18 protein-coding genes are annotated in these 18,795 nt (G+C 62.7%); 9 read left to right on the plus strand and 9 right to left on the minus strand.

All coding sequences use genetic code 11. The annotated features are described in order from the left end of the window. From AC3WQN_RS17750 to AC3WQN_RS17760, 3 genes are all read right to left on the minus strand, one after another. The coding region (locus tag AC3WQN_RS17750; protein ID WP_492606947.1) for a toxin VasX at positions 1 to 356 on the minus strand (356 nt) is incomplete at its 3' end. Then, the gene (locus AC3WQN_RS17755) at positions 353 to 1,291 is read right to left on the minus strand and encodes a hypothetical protein (RefSeq protein WP_103402417.1); all 939 of its coding nucleotides are present in this window, start codon (positions 1,289 to 1,291) and stop codon (positions 353 to 355) included. The genes AC3WQN_RS17750 and AC3WQN_RS17755, both read right to left, overlap by 4 nt. Next, a complete protein-coding gene (locus AC3WQN_RS17760) occupies positions 1,288 to 3,357 on the minus strand; it encodes a type VI secretion system Vgr family protein (protein ID WP_492589203.1) in 2,070 nt (689 codons plus the stop codon). Before AC3WQN_RS17760 ends, AC3WQN_RS17755 begins: the two co-directional genes overlap by 4 nt. A 755-nt stretch (positions 3,358 to 4,112) precedes the next feature. On the opposite strand from AC3WQN_RS17760, the gene AC3WQN_RS17765 reads away from it, so the two are divergent. After that, positions 4,113 to 6,737, plus strand: a complete 2,625-nt coding sequence (locus AC3WQN_RS17765) for an EAL domain-containing protein (RefSeq protein WP_103402112.1) — start codon at positions 4,113 to 4,115, stop codon at positions 6,735 to 6,737. A gap of 4 nt (positions 6,738 to 6,741) precedes the next feature. Here the strand turns inward: AC3WQN_RS17765 and AC3WQN_RS17770 are convergent, their stop codons facing one another. Beyond that, a complete protein-coding gene (locus AC3WQN_RS17770) occupies positions 6,742 to 7,488 on the minus strand; it encodes an SDR family oxidoreductase (protein WP_103402113.1) in 747 nt (248 codons plus the stop codon). 256 nt (positions 7,489 to 7,744) lie between these two features. Further along, positions 7,745 to 8,686, minus strand: a complete 942-nt coding sequence (locus tag AC3WQN_RS17775) for a class I SAM-dependent methyltransferase (RefSeq protein ID WP_103402114.1) — start codon at positions 8,684 to 8,686, stop codon at positions 7,745 to 7,747. A gap of 351 nt (positions 8,687 to 9,037) precedes the next feature. Here AC3WQN_RS17775 and AC3WQN_RS17780 point away from each other — a divergent pair, with 351 nt between their 5' ends. The 3 genes from AC3WQN_RS17780 to thpR are packed head-to-tail and all read left to right on the plus strand — an operon-like array spanning position 9,038 to position 10,755. Then, positions 9,038 to 9,583, plus strand: coding sequence for a cytochrome b (locus AC3WQN_RS17780; protein WP_103402115.1), 546 nt, complete (start codon positions 9,038 to 9,040; stop codon positions 9,581 to 9,583). A 25-nt stretch (positions 9,584 to 9,608) separates the two neighbouring features. Further along, positions 9,609 to 10,181 (plus strand): YceI family protein, encoded by a 573-nt coding sequence (locus AC3WQN_RS17785; protein WP_103402116.1) that lies wholly within the window; start codon positions 9,609 to 9,611, stop codon positions 10,179 to 10,181. A gap of 28 nt (positions 10,182 to 10,209) precedes the next feature. Then, complete coding sequence (thpR, locus tag AC3WQN_RS17790; RefSeq protein WP_103402117.1) at positions 10,210 to 10,755, plus strand: RNA 2',3'-cyclic phosphodiesterase; 546 nt, start codon at positions 10,210 to 10,212, stop codon at positions 10,753 to 10,755. A 22-nt stretch (positions 10,756 to 10,777) separates the two neighbouring features. On the opposite strand, the gene AC3WQN_RS17795 is transcribed toward thpR, so the two are convergent. After that, complete coding sequence (locus AC3WQN_RS17795; protein WP_178081958.1) at positions 10,778 to 11,767, minus strand: LysR substrate-binding domain-containing protein; 990 nt, start codon at positions 11,765 to 11,767, stop codon at positions 10,778 to 10,780. Positions 11,768 to 11,918: 151 nt separating this feature from the next. On the opposite strand from AC3WQN_RS17795, the gene AC3WQN_RS17800 reads away from it, so the two are divergent. Together AC3WQN_RS17800 and AC3WQN_RS17805 are read left to right on the plus strand one after the other, a co-directional pair. Beyond that, entirely contained in the window at positions 11,919 to 13,040 is a 1,122-nt protein-coding gene (locus tag AC3WQN_RS17800) for a M20 aminoacylase family protein (RefSeq protein WP_103402129.1), read from the plus strand. 78 nt (positions 13,041 to 13,118) lie between these two features. Further along, positions 13,119 to 13,907 (plus strand): ABC transporter substrate-binding protein, encoded by a 789-nt coding sequence (locus AC3WQN_RS17805; RefSeq protein ID WP_103402119.1) that lies wholly within the window; start codon positions 13,119 to 13,121, stop codon positions 13,905 to 13,907. 33 nt (positions 13,908 to 13,940) lie between these two features. On the opposite strand, the gene AC3WQN_RS17810 is transcribed toward AC3WQN_RS17805, so the two are convergent. Continuing rightward, complete coding sequence (locus AC3WQN_RS17810) at positions 13,941 to 14,387, minus strand: cupin domain-containing protein (RefSeq protein WP_103402120.1); 447 nt, start codon at positions 14,385 to 14,387, stop codon at positions 13,941 to 13,943. Positions 14,388 to 14,582: 195 nt separating this feature from the next. Between AC3WQN_RS17810 and AC3WQN_RS17815 the strand changes: the two genes are divergently transcribed. Further along, positions 14,583 to 15,494: a pyridoxal-phosphate dependent enzyme gene (locus AC3WQN_RS17815; protein WP_103402121.1), complete on the plus strand. Its 912-nt coding sequence runs from the start codon at positions 14,583 to 14,585 to the stop codon at positions 15,492 to 15,494. 64 nt (positions 15,495 to 15,558) lie between these two features. Here the strand turns inward: AC3WQN_RS17815 and ppnN are convergent, their stop codons facing one another. Next, a complete protein-coding gene (ppnN, locus tag AC3WQN_RS17820; RefSeq protein ID WP_095083122.1) occupies positions 15,559 to 16,932 on the minus strand; it encodes a nucleotide 5'-monophosphate nucleosidase PpnN in 1,374 nt (457 codons plus the stop codon). Positions 16,933 to 17,034: 102 nt separating this feature from the next. Beyond that, positions 17,035 to 17,181 carry a hypothetical protein gene (locus tag AC3WQN_RS17825; RefSeq protein WP_158248624.1) on the minus strand — a complete coding sequence of 49 codons (147 nt, stop codon included), beginning with the start codon at positions 17,179 to 17,181 and terminating at the stop codon, positions 17,035 to 17,037. Here AC3WQN_RS17825 and AC3WQN_RS17830 point away from each other — a divergent pair. Together AC3WQN_RS17830 and AC3WQN_RS17835 are read left to right on the plus strand one after the other, a co-directional pair. Continuing rightward, positions 17,180 to 17,629, plus strand: a complete 450-nt coding sequence (locus AC3WQN_RS17830) for a thioesterase family protein (protein ID WP_103402122.1) — start codon at positions 17,180 to 17,182, stop codon at positions 17,627 to 17,629. The two genes, AC3WQN_RS17825 and AC3WQN_RS17830, sit on opposite strands and share 2 nt — an antisense overlap. A gap of 298 nt (positions 17,630 to 17,927) precedes the next feature. Then, positions 17,928 to 18,743, plus strand: coding sequence for a carbon-nitrogen hydrolase family protein (locus AC3WQN_RS17835; RefSeq protein ID WP_103402123.1), 816 nt, complete (start codon positions 17,928 to 17,930; stop codon positions 18,741 to 18,743). Positions 18,744 to 18,795: the final 52 nt, after the last annotated feature.

Genomic DNA, 18,795 nt, shown 5'->3' on the forward strand with positions numbered 1-18,795 from the left:
AAGGAAGCCGGGGCATCGTGATCGGCCGAGACGCAGCGCGGTGCCAGCAAGGTCTCGTTGGCAACCGGTGGCGCATACGGATTGAACTGGCGCAAATAACCGTCGGGGGTGACCTGGTAGGCGTGCCAGATCGAGCGGTCCAGCAGGACATACAGGTAGCCGGCACGCAAGGTGCGCAAGCCCAGGCGGGTCTCGACCTGGCCGCTCTCGGAGACGAACGGAGGGCTCATGGGCTGTGGGACCAGGGCCTGGCGCAGGGGCAGGATCGGCAGGCCCTGGCGCTCGCACGCCCTGCACTGATCGGTGGAGAAGTCGGTTTCGGCGACGATGATGTTGATTTGATCGCCGAGGGTCATCGGGCTGCTCCTGAATAGGTCAGGTCCGACACGACCCGTTGCCAAGCCCTGTCGGTGTAAGGGGCGAGCAATGCACCCAGTTGCGTCTGTTCCCGGACGGCCTGCCCAATGAGGGCGCGGACTCTGGCATGTTCATGCACGCGTGGATGGAGCATCAGGCTGTGCAAGGCCAGCTTCCGGATGTCGTCGTGGTCGTGCAGCCCCAGCCCTCTGGCCAGACAAATGTGCGCATAGGCCTGCACGGCCGCCGACGCAGGCAACGAAGTAGGGCCGGTCCAGCGTGTGGGGGCAAAGGTCAGTGGCTGTTGCAGGCTCTGGCGCCAACTGCTCAGCAGGGCTGAAACCAGAATGACGTCCTGTTGCACGGAAGCCGCCTCAGGATCTGGAGGGAAACAGTGTTTGGGGTCGCCGATCAATACGCTGCAGGTACCGCTGCTGGTGGGAAACACCCAGTGGCGGATCGGCCACCAACGTCCCTGTTTGAGGTGGTTGACGCAGGCCGCCAGTAACTCCAGGCGCAGGGGTTCATAGACTGGAATGAACGGCTGGCCTTGTTCTGTTGGAAGGTGACCGAGCGAGAGGATATGGGCGCTGATGATTTCGGCCGGTTCAGGACTGCTGAGTAAGCCGCACACATAGCGTTTCGGCTGGACAAGGTCGATCTGGGAGCGAAGGGCCAGTTGTCGCAGTCGCTGTGTGCAGGGCGACTCGCCGGGGGACGCCAGGGTCACCAAGGCTGGACAATCTTGCGGCGAATGAGCCAGATCCGGGCGGGGCAGGCGTGTAACGGCACGCTCACCCAGTGCGTGCCGTAATGCGTCGATGTGTAGCGGATCGGTGGATGCGCAGCCGGCGAGCGGATCGAGCAGCAGGTACAAGTTGCAATCGGCGGCATGCTGCTCGGCCAGAATTCCCTGAATCGTCGAGAGGTTCATTGGCTTTTCTCCACGCAGCGCTGGCCGAGTTCGGGACTGAGCTGGAGTTTCGGGGCCTGACTGCTGCCGGAAGCGGTCGTTGTGACCGGCCCTTGCAAGTTAATGGTCACACCGGTGAGGTGTATTCCCTCGGCATCGAGCGTGATGCTGCCACCGGGACCTTGAAACACCAGGCGTTCGCTGGCCTGTAATTGATAGACCGTCGTGCGGTGGTGCATGCCCTGGCCCACGGTCAGGTGGTGATGGCCCTTGACTGTCTCCTCACGATGGCCGCCCACGTCACTGCGGTGGTTGACCTGAGTGGCTTCATAACGGTCATTGCCGACCTGTTCCCAGCGATCCTGGCCAATGCGGATCTCGTGGTCATGACCGATGGACAGGTTACGATCACCGCCGATTTCGTGGGATTGATTGTGGCCGACGCGGACCTGCTCATCATTCCCCACCACCTCGCTACGGTCATTGCCAACCTCCGTGGTCTCATTGTTCTTGACCCGGTTGTTCTGATCCCGTTGCGCATGGATAAACACCTCCTCCTGCCCCAGTTCATCCTCGAAGCGCAGCTCATTAAAACCCTCGCCCTTGTGGGTCTTGCTCTTGAGCGTCATGCGCGTCTTGTGTTTCGGCAGCTCGTAGGGCGGCCGGTTGTCAGCGCGGTAGGCGCGGCCGGTGGCGATGGGTTGGTCGGGGTCGCCGTCCAGGTAGCTGATGATCAGTTCCTGGCCGATGCGCGGCACGGCCATGGCGCCCCACAGCGCGCCGGCCCAGCCCTGGGTGACGCGGATCCAGCAGGAGCTGTGTTCGAAGGCCTGGCTGGTGTTGTCCGGGCGGAAGCTGTGTTCGTAGGCTTCGTTTTCGCGGTCCCAGGGGAAGCAGACCTTGACCCGGCCCCATTCGTCGCAATAGATCTCCTCGCCCGGCGGGCCGACCACGGTGGCGATCTGCGGGCCGTCGATGCATGGTTTGTCGCGCAGCGGGGCTTTCCAGTCGGCGTCCCCGCGGATCGCCGTGGCGCTGAAGTGGTAGGCGGTGCCGTGCTCGCTGGCGCTGGCGTCTTCCTGCTGGCTGCTGTGTTGTTGGCCGGTGTGGTGGAGGCTGATCGTGCGCCAGCGGGTGATGAAGTCTTCGCGTGGGTGTTCGGTCAGCCCGAAGGCCAGGCCCGGTTGCAGGCGCGCGTCGTCGCCGTCGAAGTGGGCCAGCCGGGCGTCGTTGCGCAGGGCGGCGAGGCGGGTCTGGGTGAAGGGTTTGCCGGCGGCATCGCGTTTGTAGCGGCCGGGGTAGTCGTAACGTTCGTAGTCCTTGTGCTGGTTGTTCAGCTCGCGCCCGCCGTCGGCGCGGTGCTGCAGGTTGTAGCGCGGGTGGCTGAAGGTGTAGTCGCGCTGCACCTGGCGTGCGCTGCGGACCTGCTCGGTGTAGTGGAAACGCTGCAGGGCCGGTTCCGGCGAATCGCCGCCGGCCATGGGCTGGTAGCGCACGTTACAGTCTTCGTCGGAGCCGATGCTGCCGAGGCCACCGACGCGGTCGGTGAGGATCAGGCGGTGGCCGTCGGCGCGGTGTTCGAAGCAGTAGAGCAGGCCTTCTTCGGCGGCCAGCCGGTCGATGAAGTCGAGGTCGGTCTCCCCGGCCTGGACGCAGTATTCGCGGGGCTGGTGGTCGAAGCAGATGATCGGTTGCACATCGCCCAGGCGCTGGGTCTTGAGCACGGCAGCAATGATCTCGGGCACGGTCTTGCCCTGGAAAATCCGCCAGTTGGAACACAGGCCCGCGCGGGCCAGCGCCGGTTCGACCACGGCGCGGTAGCGGGTGCGGCGAAAACCGGTGTCGCCCTGGCTGAACAGGCTGACCAGGCCGTGGACATAACGCACCGCGGTCTCGCCGCGCCACAGGGTGAACAACGCCGGCAGGTCGAGCACGCGGTTGAAGTCGATGGCCGGGTCGTGGCTGGCCAGGTCCAGGGTCAGCTTGAAGGGGCGGGACAGGCCCTCTTCCAGCTCGAACTCGACCACCTCGAAGGCGTCGCCTTGCAGGGGCTCGAAGGTGAAGCGCAGGTCGCTTTGACGGGGCATGGGGACTCCTTGTCGAGTGGCCGGCGTTCGTCGATCAGCCAGCGGTCGTCAACGTTTCCGGGGGGAGGGGGTGATCGATGTTGCCGCAGCCCCCCCACTCTAAGCGGGTCTGATTTCTGGCCTCAATAGGCTGTAAAAAATCAGGAAATGTCCTACTGCGCATCTGGCTGTATCTGGCGGATCAGGAGGGGGGACGGGGCGACCGGTCTGTTTCAGGCACCCAAGCAATGCCAGTGCGACCCCGTAGCGACCAGCACGGCGGGCAAGTACCGGGCTTGAGTGCTTGTGGCACGTTTGCCGGTCAAAAAAAGAGCCTCAAAGCTCTTTGATGGGGAGGAAGTAGAGCCCAGAGGCTCAAGATGCACGTGGAACCAGTGGCGAGCTTGATTGGGGTTCAGAACACTCGCCACTCACGCAACGGCTGGAGCACTCAAGCCATTGCGTAAAGTTATCGTAGAAAGATGAGGGCGCGCGCTCAAGTACCGCTAGTCGCATGCAGCGTAGGTATTTCCGTGGGCTGACGAGCTGCCTGACTATTTTCGATAGGGCCATCATTTCGCGACTATTCTGTGATTTTGCACCGGCAGAACGGTGCCGTCGTTGTCGTACAAAAGTGAATAACCCCTACTGTTCACTATCAGCAAACCGTATTTAGCGTTACTGCGATCAGGACTCCTTCCAGTTCCGAGGGTTCCTATGGCGCCCCACCTGCAGTCAGGGATGCGGGTCAGTGGTGGCTTGAACAAGTGACAGCAATGGACACCAGAGTCAGGCTGGCAAGTGCCCGGGATGCGCAAGACTTTTTCGTGCAGACCCTGGAACAGGCAGTGGATGCGGTGGTGGTCATCGATGACCTGAACAACGTGGTGTTTTTCAATGCCGCGGCCGAGCGCTTTTGGGGCTGTCATCGCCTGGACGTGCTGGGCAGTAACGTCGGTTCGCTGGTGCCCGAGGCCATACGTGCCTACCACGATGGTTATGTCAGCGCGAACCGCGAGACCGGGGTCAACAAGATCGTCGGGGTCAGCCGCGATGTGCGCATCGCGCGCCAGGATGGTGAAGAGCGCTGGGGCGCCATGTCCATCTCGAAGATCACCTTGCCGGGCCGGATCCTGTATGCCGCTTTCCTCAAGGACATTACCCAGGCACGGTTGAACGATATCGAGCACCGCTTGCTGTCGATGTCGGTCAATGTCACCAGCTCGGCCACCTGCATCGTCGACGCCGATACGCGCCTGATCTATGTCAATGACGGGCTTGTGCAATTGCTGGGGTATGGACGCGAGGAAGTGATCGGGCATTCGCCCATGATGTTCTTTGTCGCCGACGGTCTGGCTGACGCCTCTGCGCATACGGCGCTGGAAGGGGTGCTGCTGGGGCAGTCCAGCGAAGCCAGTGCGCTGATCCGCAAGCGCAATGGCCAGCGGTTGTGGGTGCATGTTTCGTCCACCCCGGTGTTCGATGCCCAAGGCAAGGTCGACAACATCGTGATCGTGCTCACCGACATTACCCGCTCAAAGCTGCACGAGGTGCTACAGGAAAAGGTCATCGGGGCGTTGTTGAAAGAGGAACCCCTGGAAGACGTGTTGACCCTGCTGTGCCAGGAGATTGAGCGCATTGCGCCTGAAGTCATCGTCTCGATCCTGAGCGTGGACCCGGACGGGATCCTGCACCCGCTGGCCGGTCCTGGCTTGCCGACGGACTACTCCAGGGCAATCGAAGGCTTGTCCATAGGGCCCGTGGCCGGGTCGTGCGGTACGGCCGCCTATCGCGGCGAACCGGTGCTGGTCACCGACATCGATCACGACCCGTTGTGGGCGCAATACCGGTCGCTGGCCGAACAGGCAGGGTTGCGCGCGTGCTGGTCGATTCCCGTGCGCAATGGCGCCGGACGGGTGGTGGCCACCTTTGCGCTGTACTTCAGGGAATGCCGCGCACCGGATCCGCTGCATGCGCACCTGGTCACGGCCGGGACGCACCTGTGCATGCTGGCGCTGGAGCGTGAAGAGGCCCGGCAATCCATTCGCCGAATGGCCTTCTACGATGCCTTGACCGGCCTGCCCAATCGCGACTTCCTGCTGGCTCAGGCACAACGCTGCCTGGTCGAGGTGGAGCAGGAACAGGCCGAGCTTGCAGTGCTGTTTATCGATCTGGATCGCTTCAAGCAGGTCAACGATGCCCTGGGGCACGCCGCCGGCGATGAGTTGCTGCAAGTCATGGCGCAACGCTTGCGTAGCGTGCTGCGGGAGTCGGACATCGCCGGGCGCTTGTCCGGCGATGAGTTCGTGCTGGTACTGCCCAGGATCAATGCCACGCGGGTCACCGGCTTTCTTGAGCGGCTGAAAATGATCCTGGGTTTCCCGGCCAGCATTGCCGGCACCCCCGTGGTGCTGTCGGCCAGTATCGGCATCAGCATGTTCCCCGGTGACGGGCAGGATATGGAGAGCCTGCTGCAGTGTGCCGATATCGCGATGTACCAGGCCAAGCGCACGGAACCTGGCGGCTTCCGCTTCTTTCTCGAAGAAATGAACCAGATTGCCCTGGAGCGCTTGATGCTGGAGACCGCGCTGCGTGACGCCCTGGCCAATGATGGGCTGGTGCTGGTGTATCAGCCACAAGTGGCATTGAAGAGTGGACGCCTGGTGGGCGTCGAGGCATTGGCGCGCTGGAACCATCCGATCCTGGGCAGTATCTCGCCCGATCGGTTCATACCCTTGGCGGAGGAGTGCGGGTTGATCAACGACCTGAGCCAATGGGTCCTGCAGGAGGCTTGCGAGCACCTGGCGCAGTGGCGTCGACAAGGCGTGACGGTGCCTTCCCTGTCGATCAACCTGTCTCCGCTCAATTTCCAAAATCTGAATCTGGCGGGGCAGATCGCCCAGCAATTGCAGCGATGGGCGTTGCAGCCTGCCGACTTGTGCGTGGAAGTGACAGAGGGCGTACTGCTGTCCAGCAGCCCGGGTCCGGAACAAACCCTGCGGGACCTGCATGCACTGGGTGTGCGCCTGGCCATCGATGACTTTGGCACGGGTTACTCCAGCCTGGGGTACCTGCGCCATCTGCCGATCAGTGAGCTGAAACTGGACAAGAGTTTTGTCGACGATCTGGAGCTCGATGGTTCCTGTCGTGCCTTGAGCGAATCGGTCATCGGCATTGGCAAGGGGCTGTGCCTGCTGGTGGTGGCCGAAGGTATCGAGCATGCCGTCCAGCGTGACATTCTCCAGGCCCAGGGTTATGAGGTCGGGCAGGGCAATCTGTTCTCTGCGCCGCTATCGTACGAAGCATTCCAGCAATGGGTGCTGGCGGGCGAGGCGCTGAATCAACCCGCTTATGTCGCCACTGCCAGCACCGGCATTGGGCCTCCCTCAACGGGGGGCTGAGCCGTCAGGCCTGGCTTTTCAGCCAGGTTTCGAAGTGGGTCGGCCCGATGATCGGTTGGTTCCCGGGTGTCAGGGACAAGTCATCGATCTGCGCACCGAAGTAATGGGCCTTATCGTCGGCGATGATCTGGCGCGGATCGTGATTGTGGTGCAGCCATACCCGGGCAAACTCGACCAGCGGCCAGCGATCGGGACCAGCCACTTCCAGGGTCTGGTTGGCGGGTGCCTGCACGGCGATTTTCGCCAGTGCCGTCGCGACGTCACTCGAGGCGACCGGTTGCAGGTCGGCGGTGGTCAGCCGGATACAACTGCCTTCGCACCCGGATTGCGCAATGCTCTCGATGAACTCGAAAAACTGCGTGGCCCGCAGCAGGGTGTAGGGGATACCCGAGTCCTTGACCAGTTGTTCCTGAGCCATCTTGGCCCGGAAATAACCACTTTCCAGCATCCGCTCGGTGCCCACCACCGATAGCGCCACATGGTGCTTGATGCCGGCGGCGGCCTCGGTCTTGAGCAGGTTGCGTCCAGAGGTTTCAAAGAAGTCCAGGACGGCAACGTCCTCGAATGACGGTGAGTTCGATACGTCGACCACCACCTCGGCGCCGTGCAAGGCGCTTTGCAGCCCTTCGCCGGTGAGGGTGTTGACGCCCCGACTTGGCGATGCGGCCAGGGCTTCATGGCCCATCTCGTGCAGTTTGTTGCAGAGCGCTTTGCCGATCAGGCCCGTACCGCCGATAACGACGATTTTCATGTCCTGTCTCCAACCGTGAGTCCAGTCCTGTCGGGTATCCATGCCCCGCGCCGACGCCGTGCCGCTGGACAAGTGCAAGGGCTCTGCCTGCAGGTGCGGGTGCCGCAGTCGAGCGACCAGCATCCTCTCAATGTAAGCACTATCCAGCAGCCATTCCCATGGACTGACAGACGGTGGCCTTCAGTTGGACAGGATGATCTGCGCATCGTCAGCCTGGACGGGCTTTTCAGTGTTTCGACGGCGGCGCTTTGCGTGCTTACTCAGCCAGGGTGAACACCAGGGCCTTCAAGCCGCTTTGCACGTCGGTGTCGGGAAACTCCGGCGGGTTTTCCAGGCGTTGTGCAAAGTGCAGGGCGGGGGCCTCGCGGGTGACACCGTCGATCAGGAAGTCCGGACCGAAGGCCGGGTCGTTCATGCAGGCCAGCACCGTGCCCCGGGGGCTGAGCAGTTCCGGCAGGCGGCGCAGTACGCGCTGGTAGTCCTTGGTCAGCAGGAAGCTGCCTTTCTGAAAGGATGGCGGGTCGATGATCACCAGGTCGTAAGGCCCGTTGTTGATGACCTTGCCCCAGGACTTGAACAGGTCGTGACCGAGAAAGCTCACTTTGCCCAGGTCATGCCCGTTGAGCCGATGGTTGTCACGGCCCCGGCTCAGGGCGGCGCGGGACATGTCCAGGTTGACCACATGCTCGGCGCCGCCTTCGATGGCCGCCACGGAAAAACCGCAGGTGTAGGCGAACAGGTTCAGGACCCGTTTGCCCTGGGCATTGGCCTTGACCCAATTGCGCCCGTAACGCATGTCCAGGAACAGTCCGTTGTTCTGCTTCTTGCCCAGGTCGATCCGGTAGCGCAGGTCGCCCTCGGTGAGCGTCCATTCCTCGACTTCCTGGCCCAGCAGCCATTCGGTGGTGCTTTGCGGCAGGTAGCGGTGTTGCAGCAGCAAGGAGTGGGCGCCGGACTGCTGCCATTCAGGTGACTGGCTGATCTGCAGCAGCAGCGTTTTGAGCGCCTCCAGCTGTTGCGGCTCTGGCTCCTTGAACAACGCAACCAGCACGATGCCTTGCATCCAGTCGACGGTCAGTTGCTCCAGCCCTGGCCAGCAGCGACCCCGGCCGTGAAACAGGCGACGGGTTTCATCGGGTATCGCTGCCAGGGCCGTCAACAAGTGGTTGTGCAGGGTGGCGAGAGCGTCAGGGTTCATCGAGCAGGGGCCAGCAATGTGAGGGGGCGGCATTTTAACCACAATACCGGGGGCAAGGCCTAATGCCGGTCAGTTAAGCCAAAGACCAGCCGAACATAGAACCCGTGGCGAGGGAGCTTGCTCCCGCTGGGGCGCAAAGCGGCCCTGTTTTGGGGCTGCTACGCAGCCCAGCGGGAGCAAGCTCCCTCGCCACAGGTTTCGTGTTCGGCTTTATTTCTCTTAACTGACCGGCATTAGGGGCAAGGCCTGCTTATTGGATTTGCACAGGCACCGGTACGGATCAACAATGTAGCGAACCTTGTCAGGCAGTGTCGTTGCATCGGGCACAGCGTCGGTCGTCACGGAGCGCTCATGAATGATCGTTATACCCGCACGGCGATTTATCTGCATTGGCTGGTGGCGCTGGGGCTGATCGGTACCTTTGCGCTGGGCCTCTACATGCCCGACCTTGCCCTGTCTCCCACCAAGCTGAAGCTGTACGCGTGGCACAAATGGGCCGGGGTGACCCTGTTCCTGCTGGTGCTGATCAGGCTGGGCTGGCGCTTGAGCCATCCCGCGCCACCGCTGCCCGCCACGGTGGCCCCGATGTTGCGGTGGGTGTCCCATGTCAATCACGGGTTGATGTACGGGCTGATGCTCGTCATTCCACTGAGCGGCTGGTTGATGAGTTCGGCCCTCGGTTTCCAGACCTCCTGGTTCGGCGTCCTGCCGTTACCCGACTTGCTGGCCAGGGACGTCGGGCTGGGGGAGCGCCTCATAGTGTTGCACCAGGCACTGAATTACCTGCTGCTGGCGCTGGTGGTCATCCACACCGGCGCCGCGCTCAAGCATCATTTCGTCGACCGTGATGAGGTGCTTGAGCGCATGCTGCCCCGACGGCAAAAACCTCACCCATGAGCCCGCTCACCCTTTGGAGCCTCCCATGAGCGATCGAGTTGTGCGCGCAAGTGCCTGGTTGGTCATGCTGGCTTTCGCGGTGCCGATCGGTGCCGACGCGGCTCGGTACCAGCAGGTGAATGCGACGGCCAGCCAGATCACCTTCACCTACCACCAGATGGGGTCGCGGGTGTACGGCACCTTCAGCAGGTTCGAGGCGACCATCGACTTCGACTCGGCGAACCCGGCGGCGGCCCGTGCAGCGCTGACCATTGATCTGGACAGCATCGATGTCGGCAACCGTGACGCCAACAGCGAACTGAAAAAGCCAGGCTGGTTCAACACGGCCGTCTACCCGCAGGCCCGGTTTGTCTCGAACCGGGTGACGGCGCTGGGCAATAACCGTTATCAGGTCGAAGGGTTACTGACACTCAAGGGCCTGACCCGCGAGGTGGGCGCACAGATCACCTTGAAGCCGGACAGCGCCATTGGCATTTTTGATGGCAACTTCATCCTCAAGCGCGCCGACTTTGATATCGGCGAGGGTGAGTGGGCGGATTTCGGGGTGGTCTCCAACGAGATCAACATCCGCTTTCGCGTGGTTGTACCCGAACAGTAACCGGCGTGGACGCCTAGAGGTCGTGGACATGAACAGCGGACCTGGTGAACAACGCGAACCCTTCAAGCGTTTGTTTTTCGCCTTGCCCTGTGCGCCGGCGCAGCGCCGGGCGATTGCCCAATGGCGCAGTGCTCTGGGGCTATCTCTTGGGCGGCCGGTACCGGCTGAGAACTTTCACCTGACCCTGATGTTTCTGGGGGCTGTGCCGGTCCGGCAGATTCCGGCGATCTGCAGCGCGGCCGCGACGGTTCGACCACCAGGCGAGCCGCTGAGGGTGGTCCTCGATCGCCTGGACGTCTGGCGCCGGGCCGGCATCCTGCTCCTCGCCCCGGTGCAGGCGTCGCGGCCATTGCTTGAGCTGGTGTATGCCTTGCAGCAAGCGATGCTGCCGCTCGGGCTGGAAGACGCGCCACGGGAGTTTCGCCCGCACCTGACCTTGATGCGTGAATACCGGGCGCCGGTTCCTGAATCGATAACGGCCCCGGATTTTCAGCTCAGCGCCAGGCACTTCGTGCTGTTCGAATCCCATAAAGGCCGCTATCGGGCTTTGGCCCAATGGCCGCTGGAAGGGTGACCGGAGGCTGGGTGCCCGCGCTTCAGACCAACACGCGCAGCGTCTCGAACAGCGCCCGGTCTGCCTGTTTCGCGGAGCGGGCGTGGCGGCGAATGACCTGCAACAGGCAATCGGTGAAGCACAGCGCCGGCTGGCTGAGTGCGCCATTGCGACGGGTGACGATGCTCAGTTGACGCGGCTCGAACTGCTCCTGCAGTTCCAGCGACACCAGGCGTCCGAGGAAGGGCGGGGCGGTGCTCAGCAGCGACGGCCCCCAGGTACACATGTCTGCCCGCTCCACCATCATTTGCAAAATCGCCAGTGAATGGGCGCGGACGATGCGTTTCTCGTCGATCTGCGCGCCGTGCTTCCAGAACAATTCCTGCATCAAGGCGTCGTGGCCGTCGGGTGCATAGTTCAGGGTCCAGTCCAGATCCAGCAGTTCGTGCAGCGACCGTGCCCCTTGTCGCGGGTGGCCCTGGCGCACCAGCACCGAGGTCTGGTAGTCCAGCAGGGTTTCGCAGGCAAATTCCGTGGTCGCCTGGGCCGGGTGCAATTGGCCGATGGCGAAGTCCATGCTGCCGTCACGCAGCAACGGCTGGGCCACCGCCATCAGGCTTTCGAACAGTTCCAGTTGAATGTCCGGCATGCGTGCGCGAAAGGCCAGTACCACTTCCGGCAGGAAGGTCAGCGCGACCCAGGGCGTGACTCCGACGCAGAGCCGGCCCCGGGCCTTGCCGCGCAGGTGATCGAGCTCGGTTTGCGCATGCTCCAGTTGCTTGAGCACCAGTCGCGCGTGGGTCAGCAGCACCTTGCCGTAATCAGTGAAAGTCAGGCCGCTGGGGGTTCTGACGAACAGAGGCAGCTGCTGTGTGCTTTCCAGTTCACGCAAGGCCTTGGTGACGGCGGCCTGGGACACCTCCAGCGAGCGGGCGGCGGCGCGGATGCTGCCGGTTTCGGCACTGGCGACCAGCGCTTGTAATTGATGCAGCTTCATGCGCTCACCCTGATGACAACCATGGGTTGTCATCATAACCAAACTGAGCCTCCCCAGCCGGTATTCCAGTGCCTAAGATCGACGCCAGCAATGTCGGTCAGGCTCTGGCCGCCGACTGAATCTACCGAGGAGTAGTGCCGTGGACGCGGGTCATGTTTTGCCGGGAATCGCTGCACAGCAAGAGGAAATGATCAGCCTGCGTCAACGCATACACGCCCATCCCGAGCTTGGGTTCGAGGAGTTCGCCACCAGTGCGCTGGTGGCGCAGTGCCTGAGCCAGTGGGGCTATGACGTCAGCACCGGCGTGGGCAGGACCGGCGTGGTGGCGACGCTGCGTAATGGCGTAGGGCGTTCCATCGGGCTGCGCGCCGACATGGATGCACTGCCGATTCAGGAAACCACCGGCTTGCCCTATGCCAGCCGGGTCGACGGTGTGATGCATGCCTGCGGCCACGATGGTCATACCGCAACCCTGCTGGCAGCGGCCAGGCACCTGGCCCACACCCGGGACTTCAATGGCACCGTGCAGCTGATTTTCCAACCGGCCGAAGAGGGCCTGGGTGGCGCAAGAACAATGCTCGAAGACGGGCTGCTCGAGCGCTTCCCCTGCGATGCGGTGTTTGCCATGCACAACGTGCCAGGCTATCCGGCGGGGCAACTGGGTTTCTACAGTGGCCCGTTCATGGCCAGCGCCGATACGGTGACGATCAAGGTCATTGGCACGGGCGGCCATGGTGCGGTACCGCACAAGGCGGTCGATCCGGTGGTGGTCTGCGCCTCGATCGTGATCGCCTTGCAAAGTATCGTCTCGCGCAATGTCAGCCCGCAGGAGATGGCGATTATCACCGTGGGTTCGATCCATGCCGGGAGCGCGTCGAACGTGATTCCCGAATCCGCCGAGATGAGCCTGAGCGTGCGCGCGCTGACCCCCGAGGTGCGCGGCTTGCTGGAACGGCGGATCACCGATCTGGTGCAGGGGCAGGCCGCCAGTTTCGGGGCGCGGGCCGACATCGACTACCAGCATTGTCATCCGGTGTTGATCAACGATCCCGAGCAGACCGCGTTCGCCCGCCAGGTCGCACAAGACTGGCTGGGAGCGGGGCACTTGATCGACGACCTGCGGCCCTTTACCGCCAGTGAAGACTTTGCGTTCATTCTGCAACAATGCCCCGGCAGTTACCTGGTGATCGGTAATGGCCTGGGCGACAACGGCTGTTTGCTGCATAACCCCGGTTACGACTTCAACGATGCCTGCCTGCCGATAGGCGCGAGTTATTGGGTGAAGCTGGTGGAAGGTTTTCTGCGCTGAGGCGCAGTGGTTCAAGCAACCCGTCTGTACCCATGTGCAGTCAACCCGGCTCGGCGAGCTCCCTGGAGGAAAATAACCATGAACAAGATGATTGCGGCGGTTTCACTGGTGTTGATCTCGGCATCCGGCCTGGCCGGAGCGGCCGACTGGTCCGGCAAAGTGTTGAGGCTGGCGGTTGACCCGACATACCCACCGCTGGAATACAAAAACCAGGATGGCACGCTGACCGGTTTTGGCGTCGACATCGCCCAAGCCCTGTGTGCAGAGCTGAAGGCCAAATGCGTCTGGGTTGAAAGCAGCTGGGACGGGATGATTCCGGGACTGCTGGCCCACAAGTTCGACGCCATTGCGTCGTCGATGACCGTCACCCCCAAGCGCCAGACCCGGATTGCTTTTACCGACAAGGTGTCCAACGCACCGGCCCGCCTGGTCATCAAGCGTGGGGCGGACCTGCAGCCCACCATCGAGTCGCTCAAGGGCAAGCGCGTCGGCGTGGAGCAGGGCTCGACTCAGGAGGCCTTTGCCAAAGCCGTCTGGGGCACCCAGGGCGTGGAGGTCCTGTCCTATCAGAATCAGGACCAGGTTTATGCCGACCTGGTGGTAGGCCGGCTCGATGCCTCGTTACAGGGCTCGATCCAGGCCAGCTACGGGTTTCTCAACAAGCCGGTGGGCAAGGACTACACCTTTGCCGGTGGCACCCTGGATCACCCCGAGTTCTTTGGCGTCGGTGATGGTATCGGCGTGCGCAAGGACGACCTCGAACTGCGCGAAGACCTGAACAAGGCGCTGGCGACGATTCTGGCCAACGGCACGTACGCGCGGATCAACGACAAGTACTTCGATTTCGACGTCTACGGCGCGAAATGACGGTCGCTCCCGCATTGGTCAGTCGCTGCATGTTTACTCGCGTGCAGCCCACGGTAGAAAGGTAACGCCGAACTGCTCGGCAATCGCCAGGATCTGCGGCAGGTCCTCGGGCACCTTGAGCTGATCCAGGGCGGTGAACAGCTTGCCGCCCCTGGGGTCGGAGACCACCCCGATGATCTTGGCGCGGGCACTGAGGTTTTTGTAAGCGTGAATCGTGCCGGCCGGGATATGCACGTAACCGCCGCGGGTCATGGTGGTGGAGCAGCCATCCACGGTGATCTCGACCTGGCCGTCGATGACGTAGAAGGCTTCGTCCCAGGGGTGGAAATGCGGGGGCGGGCCGCCGCCCTGCACGCCTTCCTGGATATGCATTTCGAAGGGTTTGCTCAGGTCGCCCTCGGCGAGAATGGTGATGTTTTCGCCCACAACCTTGACGGGCGCCGGGGTCTGGTCGGCTTCGATGATGTGAACGGTGCGCATGACGGCTCTCCGGCGCGAGGATCAACGCATGTGAGTATAGGCACCCGGGGACCGTGGTCCTGGCAGTTCCCGCCATGCGGTAATCGGCAGGCTCGCGTGGGTGAGGGCGCAGGAAGCTAGACTCAGGTGTACAGCGCATTTTCAGTCGGCACCGCTAGCGGGTTGCCGTCCATCCGGTCATGTCGGGAGGCCCTAATGCTGCATATCAGAACGCCCCTGGTGCTGCACCCGGGGCTGAGCACCGCGAGCCGGCGCATCTGGCTCAAGCTGGAAAACCTGCAACCGGGTGGCTCTTTCAAAATGCGCGGTATGGGCCTGCTGTGTACCGAGGCGGCCTTGCAGGGCAAGCAGAAAGTGGTCTGCCCCTCCGGTGGCAATGCCGGCTATGCCACCGCTGTCGCGGCTGCTGCATTGGGCCTGGCGGCGATCATCATTGTGCCGGACACCACCCCTGAATCGACCCGGGCGCGCATTGCCAGGACCGGGGCCGAGGTGAGGGTGCACGGCAAGGTCTGGGACGAGGCCAATCAGTTGGCGCTGGAACTGGCCAGGGACGCCGATACCGAATACGTGCCAGCGTTCGACCACCCGACACTGTGGGAAGGGCACAGCACGATGGTCGATGAGATCCTTGAGGACTGCCCTCAGGTCGATACGGTGGTGCTGTCGGTGGGCGGCGGTGGCTTGCTGGCCGGCGTGCTCACCGGACTGATCCGCCACGCCCGGCTGGATTGCCGGATCATCGCCTGCGAAACCGAGGGCACGGCCTCATTCGCGGCGGCGCTCAAGGCCGGGCACCCGGTCAAGCTCGCCGGGATCAACAGTGTTGCCAGCTCATTGGGTGCACTGCAGGTGGCGCAGTGGCCGGTGCAGCACATCGGCCGGTTCCCCCACACTTGTGTGGTGTTGCCGGATGCCGACGCCATCATGGGGGTCGTGCGTTATGCCGATGATTTGCGCCAATTGGTGGAACCGGCGTGCGGTGTTTCGCTGGCCGTGGCCTATCTGGACCACCCGGCCATTGCCGATGCCCACGATGTGGTGATAGTGGTCTGTGGCGGGGTGAGCATCAGTGCCCGGCAGGTGGCGCAGTGGGAGCAATCGTAAGGCGGGGGCTGGGGCCTGGGCAGACCCGGAACCTGGGTTCCGGGCCGGTCAGTCGAGGGTGCGCTTAACTGATGACCCGGTAGCACGGGACATACGCGGCGCCACCTGGCAGCTTCATGCGATGTTGGGCCACAAAGGCTTGCAGCAGTTTGTCCAGCGGCTGCATGACGGCCGCGTCGCCGTTGATCTCGTAAGGGCCATGTTCTTCGATCAGGCGAATGCCCTTGTCCTTGACGTTACCGGCGACGATCCCGGAAAACGCGCGGCGCAGGTTGGCCGCCAGTTCATGGGCGGGCAGGTCGTGGCGCAGTTGCAGGCCGGCCATGTTTTCGTGGGTGGGGTCGAACGGGCGCTGGAAGCCTTCGTCGATCTTCAGCAGCCAGTTGAAATGGAACGCATCGTTACGCTCGCGGCGGAACTGCTTGACCTCCTTGAGCCCCTGGACCATCTGCCGGGCGACCTCGGCCGGGTCGTCGATGATGATCTCGTAGTGACTCTGGGCTTCTTCACCCAGGGTGGCACCGACGAACGCGTGCAACTGCTGCAGGTAGGGTTCTGCGCTGCGCGGGCCGGTCAGGACGACCGGAAAGGGCAGGTCGCGGTTGTCCGGGTGCATCAGGATCCCGAGCAGGTAGAGGAACTCCTCGGCCGTGCCGGCACCGCCCGGGAAAATGATGATGCCGTGGCCGACACGCACGAAGGCCTCCAGGCGCTTCTCGATGTCAGGCAGGATCACCAGTTCGTTGACGATCGGGTTCGGTGCCTCGGCGGCAATGATGCCGGGCTCCGTCAGGCCCAGGTAGCGGCCGTTGATGATCCGTTGCTTGGCGTGGGAAATGGTGGCGCCCTTCATCGGGCCCTTCATGACCCCCGGCCCGCAACCGGTGCAGACGTCCAGGCTGCGCAGGCCGAGTTCGTGACCGACCTTTTTGGTGTACTGGTATTCCTCGCTGCTGATCGAGTGACCGCCCCAGCACACGACAATCTTGGGTTCCACGCCGGGGCGCAGGGTGCGGGCGTTGCGCAGCAAGTGGAACACGTAGTCGCTGATGCCTTGCGAGGAGTCGAGGTCGATGCGCTGGCTGTCCAGTTCGTTCTCGGTGTACACGATGTCACGCAGGGCGCTGAACAGCATTTCGCGGGTGCTGGCGATCATTTCGCCGTCGACGAAGGCGTCCGCCGGTGCGTTGAGCAATTCCAGGCGTACACCACGGTCTTGTTGATGAATGCGAATCTCGAAGTCGCGATAGGCTTCCAGAATGGTCTTGGCGTTGTCGACATGGGCGCCGGTATTGAGGATGGCCAGGGCGCATTGGCGAAAGAGAGAGTAGATGCTGCCTGACCCTGCGGCGCTCAATTGTTGAACTTCGCGTTGGGACAGTGTTTCCAGGCTGCCTTTGGGGCTCACCGAAGCATTGATTACTTGTCTTGCTGTCATTCTAAATTCCCTGAGAACGATGAGAGCGGGCCGACAGGCTCGATAACATCAGGATAGTCAGCGCCGAAGCGATCGTGCTGTCGCCATCTTCTAGGCGTGCGGTCATGAATGCAAATATCGCTGACCTGGAGCGTGGGCCATCAGCGCCTGCGGCTGCCCCATGATCGCAAATTGTCTGATAGCGCTGACGCTGTTTGCCCACGGCTGAACAACAGTGGCCAACTCTTTTCCCGTGACGAGAATCAGCATGGCCCGCCTGCACCTGGACTTCCCGCAGAACCCGTTTTTCTATGCCACCGCGTTGACTGTCCGGGTGACGGACGTCAACGCCGCCCATCATCTGGCCAACGACTCGATGATCTCGATGATTTCCGAGGCGCGTGCGCGAATGTTGTTTGAGTATGGGGTGAGCATCGACGACATCATCGTGACTGACCTGGCGACGGTCTATCGCGCAGAAGCCCGCGCCCGGGATCAGTTGCGGTTCGAGGTGGGGCTGATGGACCTGAACAAGTATGGCGGCGACATCATCTTCCGTATCACCCGTCCGGCCGACGGGACACTGATTGCCCTGGCGAAATCGGGCTTTGTGTTTTTCGACTACCCGAGCCGCAAGGTCATCGCCATGCCGGCGGATTTCATTTCCAGGTTTCCCGAGGTCAATGTGCTGTTTGCCACCATGCACAGCAGGCTTTGAGTCATATCACCGTGGCGAGGGAGCTTGCTCCCGCTGGGCTGCGCAGCGGCCCCATCAAGTCCACGTGTTCCGTCAGAACGACAGTGTCCATCGCTTTAAGGGCCGCTTCGCTTCCTGAGCGGGAGCAAGCTCCCTCGCCACGAAGATGGCGGTGCCTGAGCTACCGGGGCGGGCCCGACTACCCCTCTCGGGTTACCCCTTCGACGTAATTACGCCGCCGTTGGCCGGCGCTCCATACTCGGTTGCAGCCCTGGTTCAGGGCTATCGAATCCGCTGTGACGAGGTCGAAAGACAACCCATGAAGATTGAACTGGTACAGCTGGCCGGTCGCGATGGCGACACGGCCTATAACCTGCAACGAACCCTGGACGCTATCGCCACGTGCGCTGCGGACACCGATGTGCTGGTGTTTCCGGAAACCCACCTGATGGGGTTTGCCTGCGCCGAACGACTCGGCGAGGTAGCCGAAACCGTGGACGGGCCGACAGTGCGGGCGGTGCTGCAGGCGGTGCGTGAACGGGATGTGGCGGTGGTGGTGGGTTTCGCCGAGCGTGAGGGCGAGGACTTCTTCAACACCTCGTTGCTGCTGACCCCCCAAGGCATTGCCTTGAGTTATCGCAAGACCCACCTGTGGCCTTCGGAGTGCGGGGTGGTCCAGCCCGGGGACCGATTTGCCACCACCCTGTACAAAGGCGTGCGGGTGGGGCTGTTGATCTGCTACGACATCGAGTTCCCGGAACCGGCCCGTGCGCTGGCCCAACTGGGAGTGGACCTGATGCTGGTGATCAACGCCAACATGGACCCGTTCGGTCCGGTGCACCGCACCGCGATCCTGGCAAGAGCCCAGGAAAACCAGGCGTTTGCCGTGCTGGTCAATCGATGTGGGGAAGGTGATGGCGATCTGATCTTTGCCGGCGCCAGCTCAGTGGTCGATCCGTCGGGGCGGCTGTTGTTCGAAGCCGGGCGCGAGGAATGCCGGCACGTCGTCGAGCTGGACTTTGCGGCGTTGCACACCTCGCGCCAGGACTATGACTACCTCAAGGACCGGCGATTGCCGCTGGCCTGCCAGCAGATCAACCACGCCGATGGGCGTCGTGAGTTGCTGATCCCCTGAGCCGCGCCTGCCAGCGCCGTGTGCGGCACTGGCCCTATTCTTCACATTCAGC

The organism is Pseudomonas sp. FW300-N1A1 (assembly GCF_058789115.1).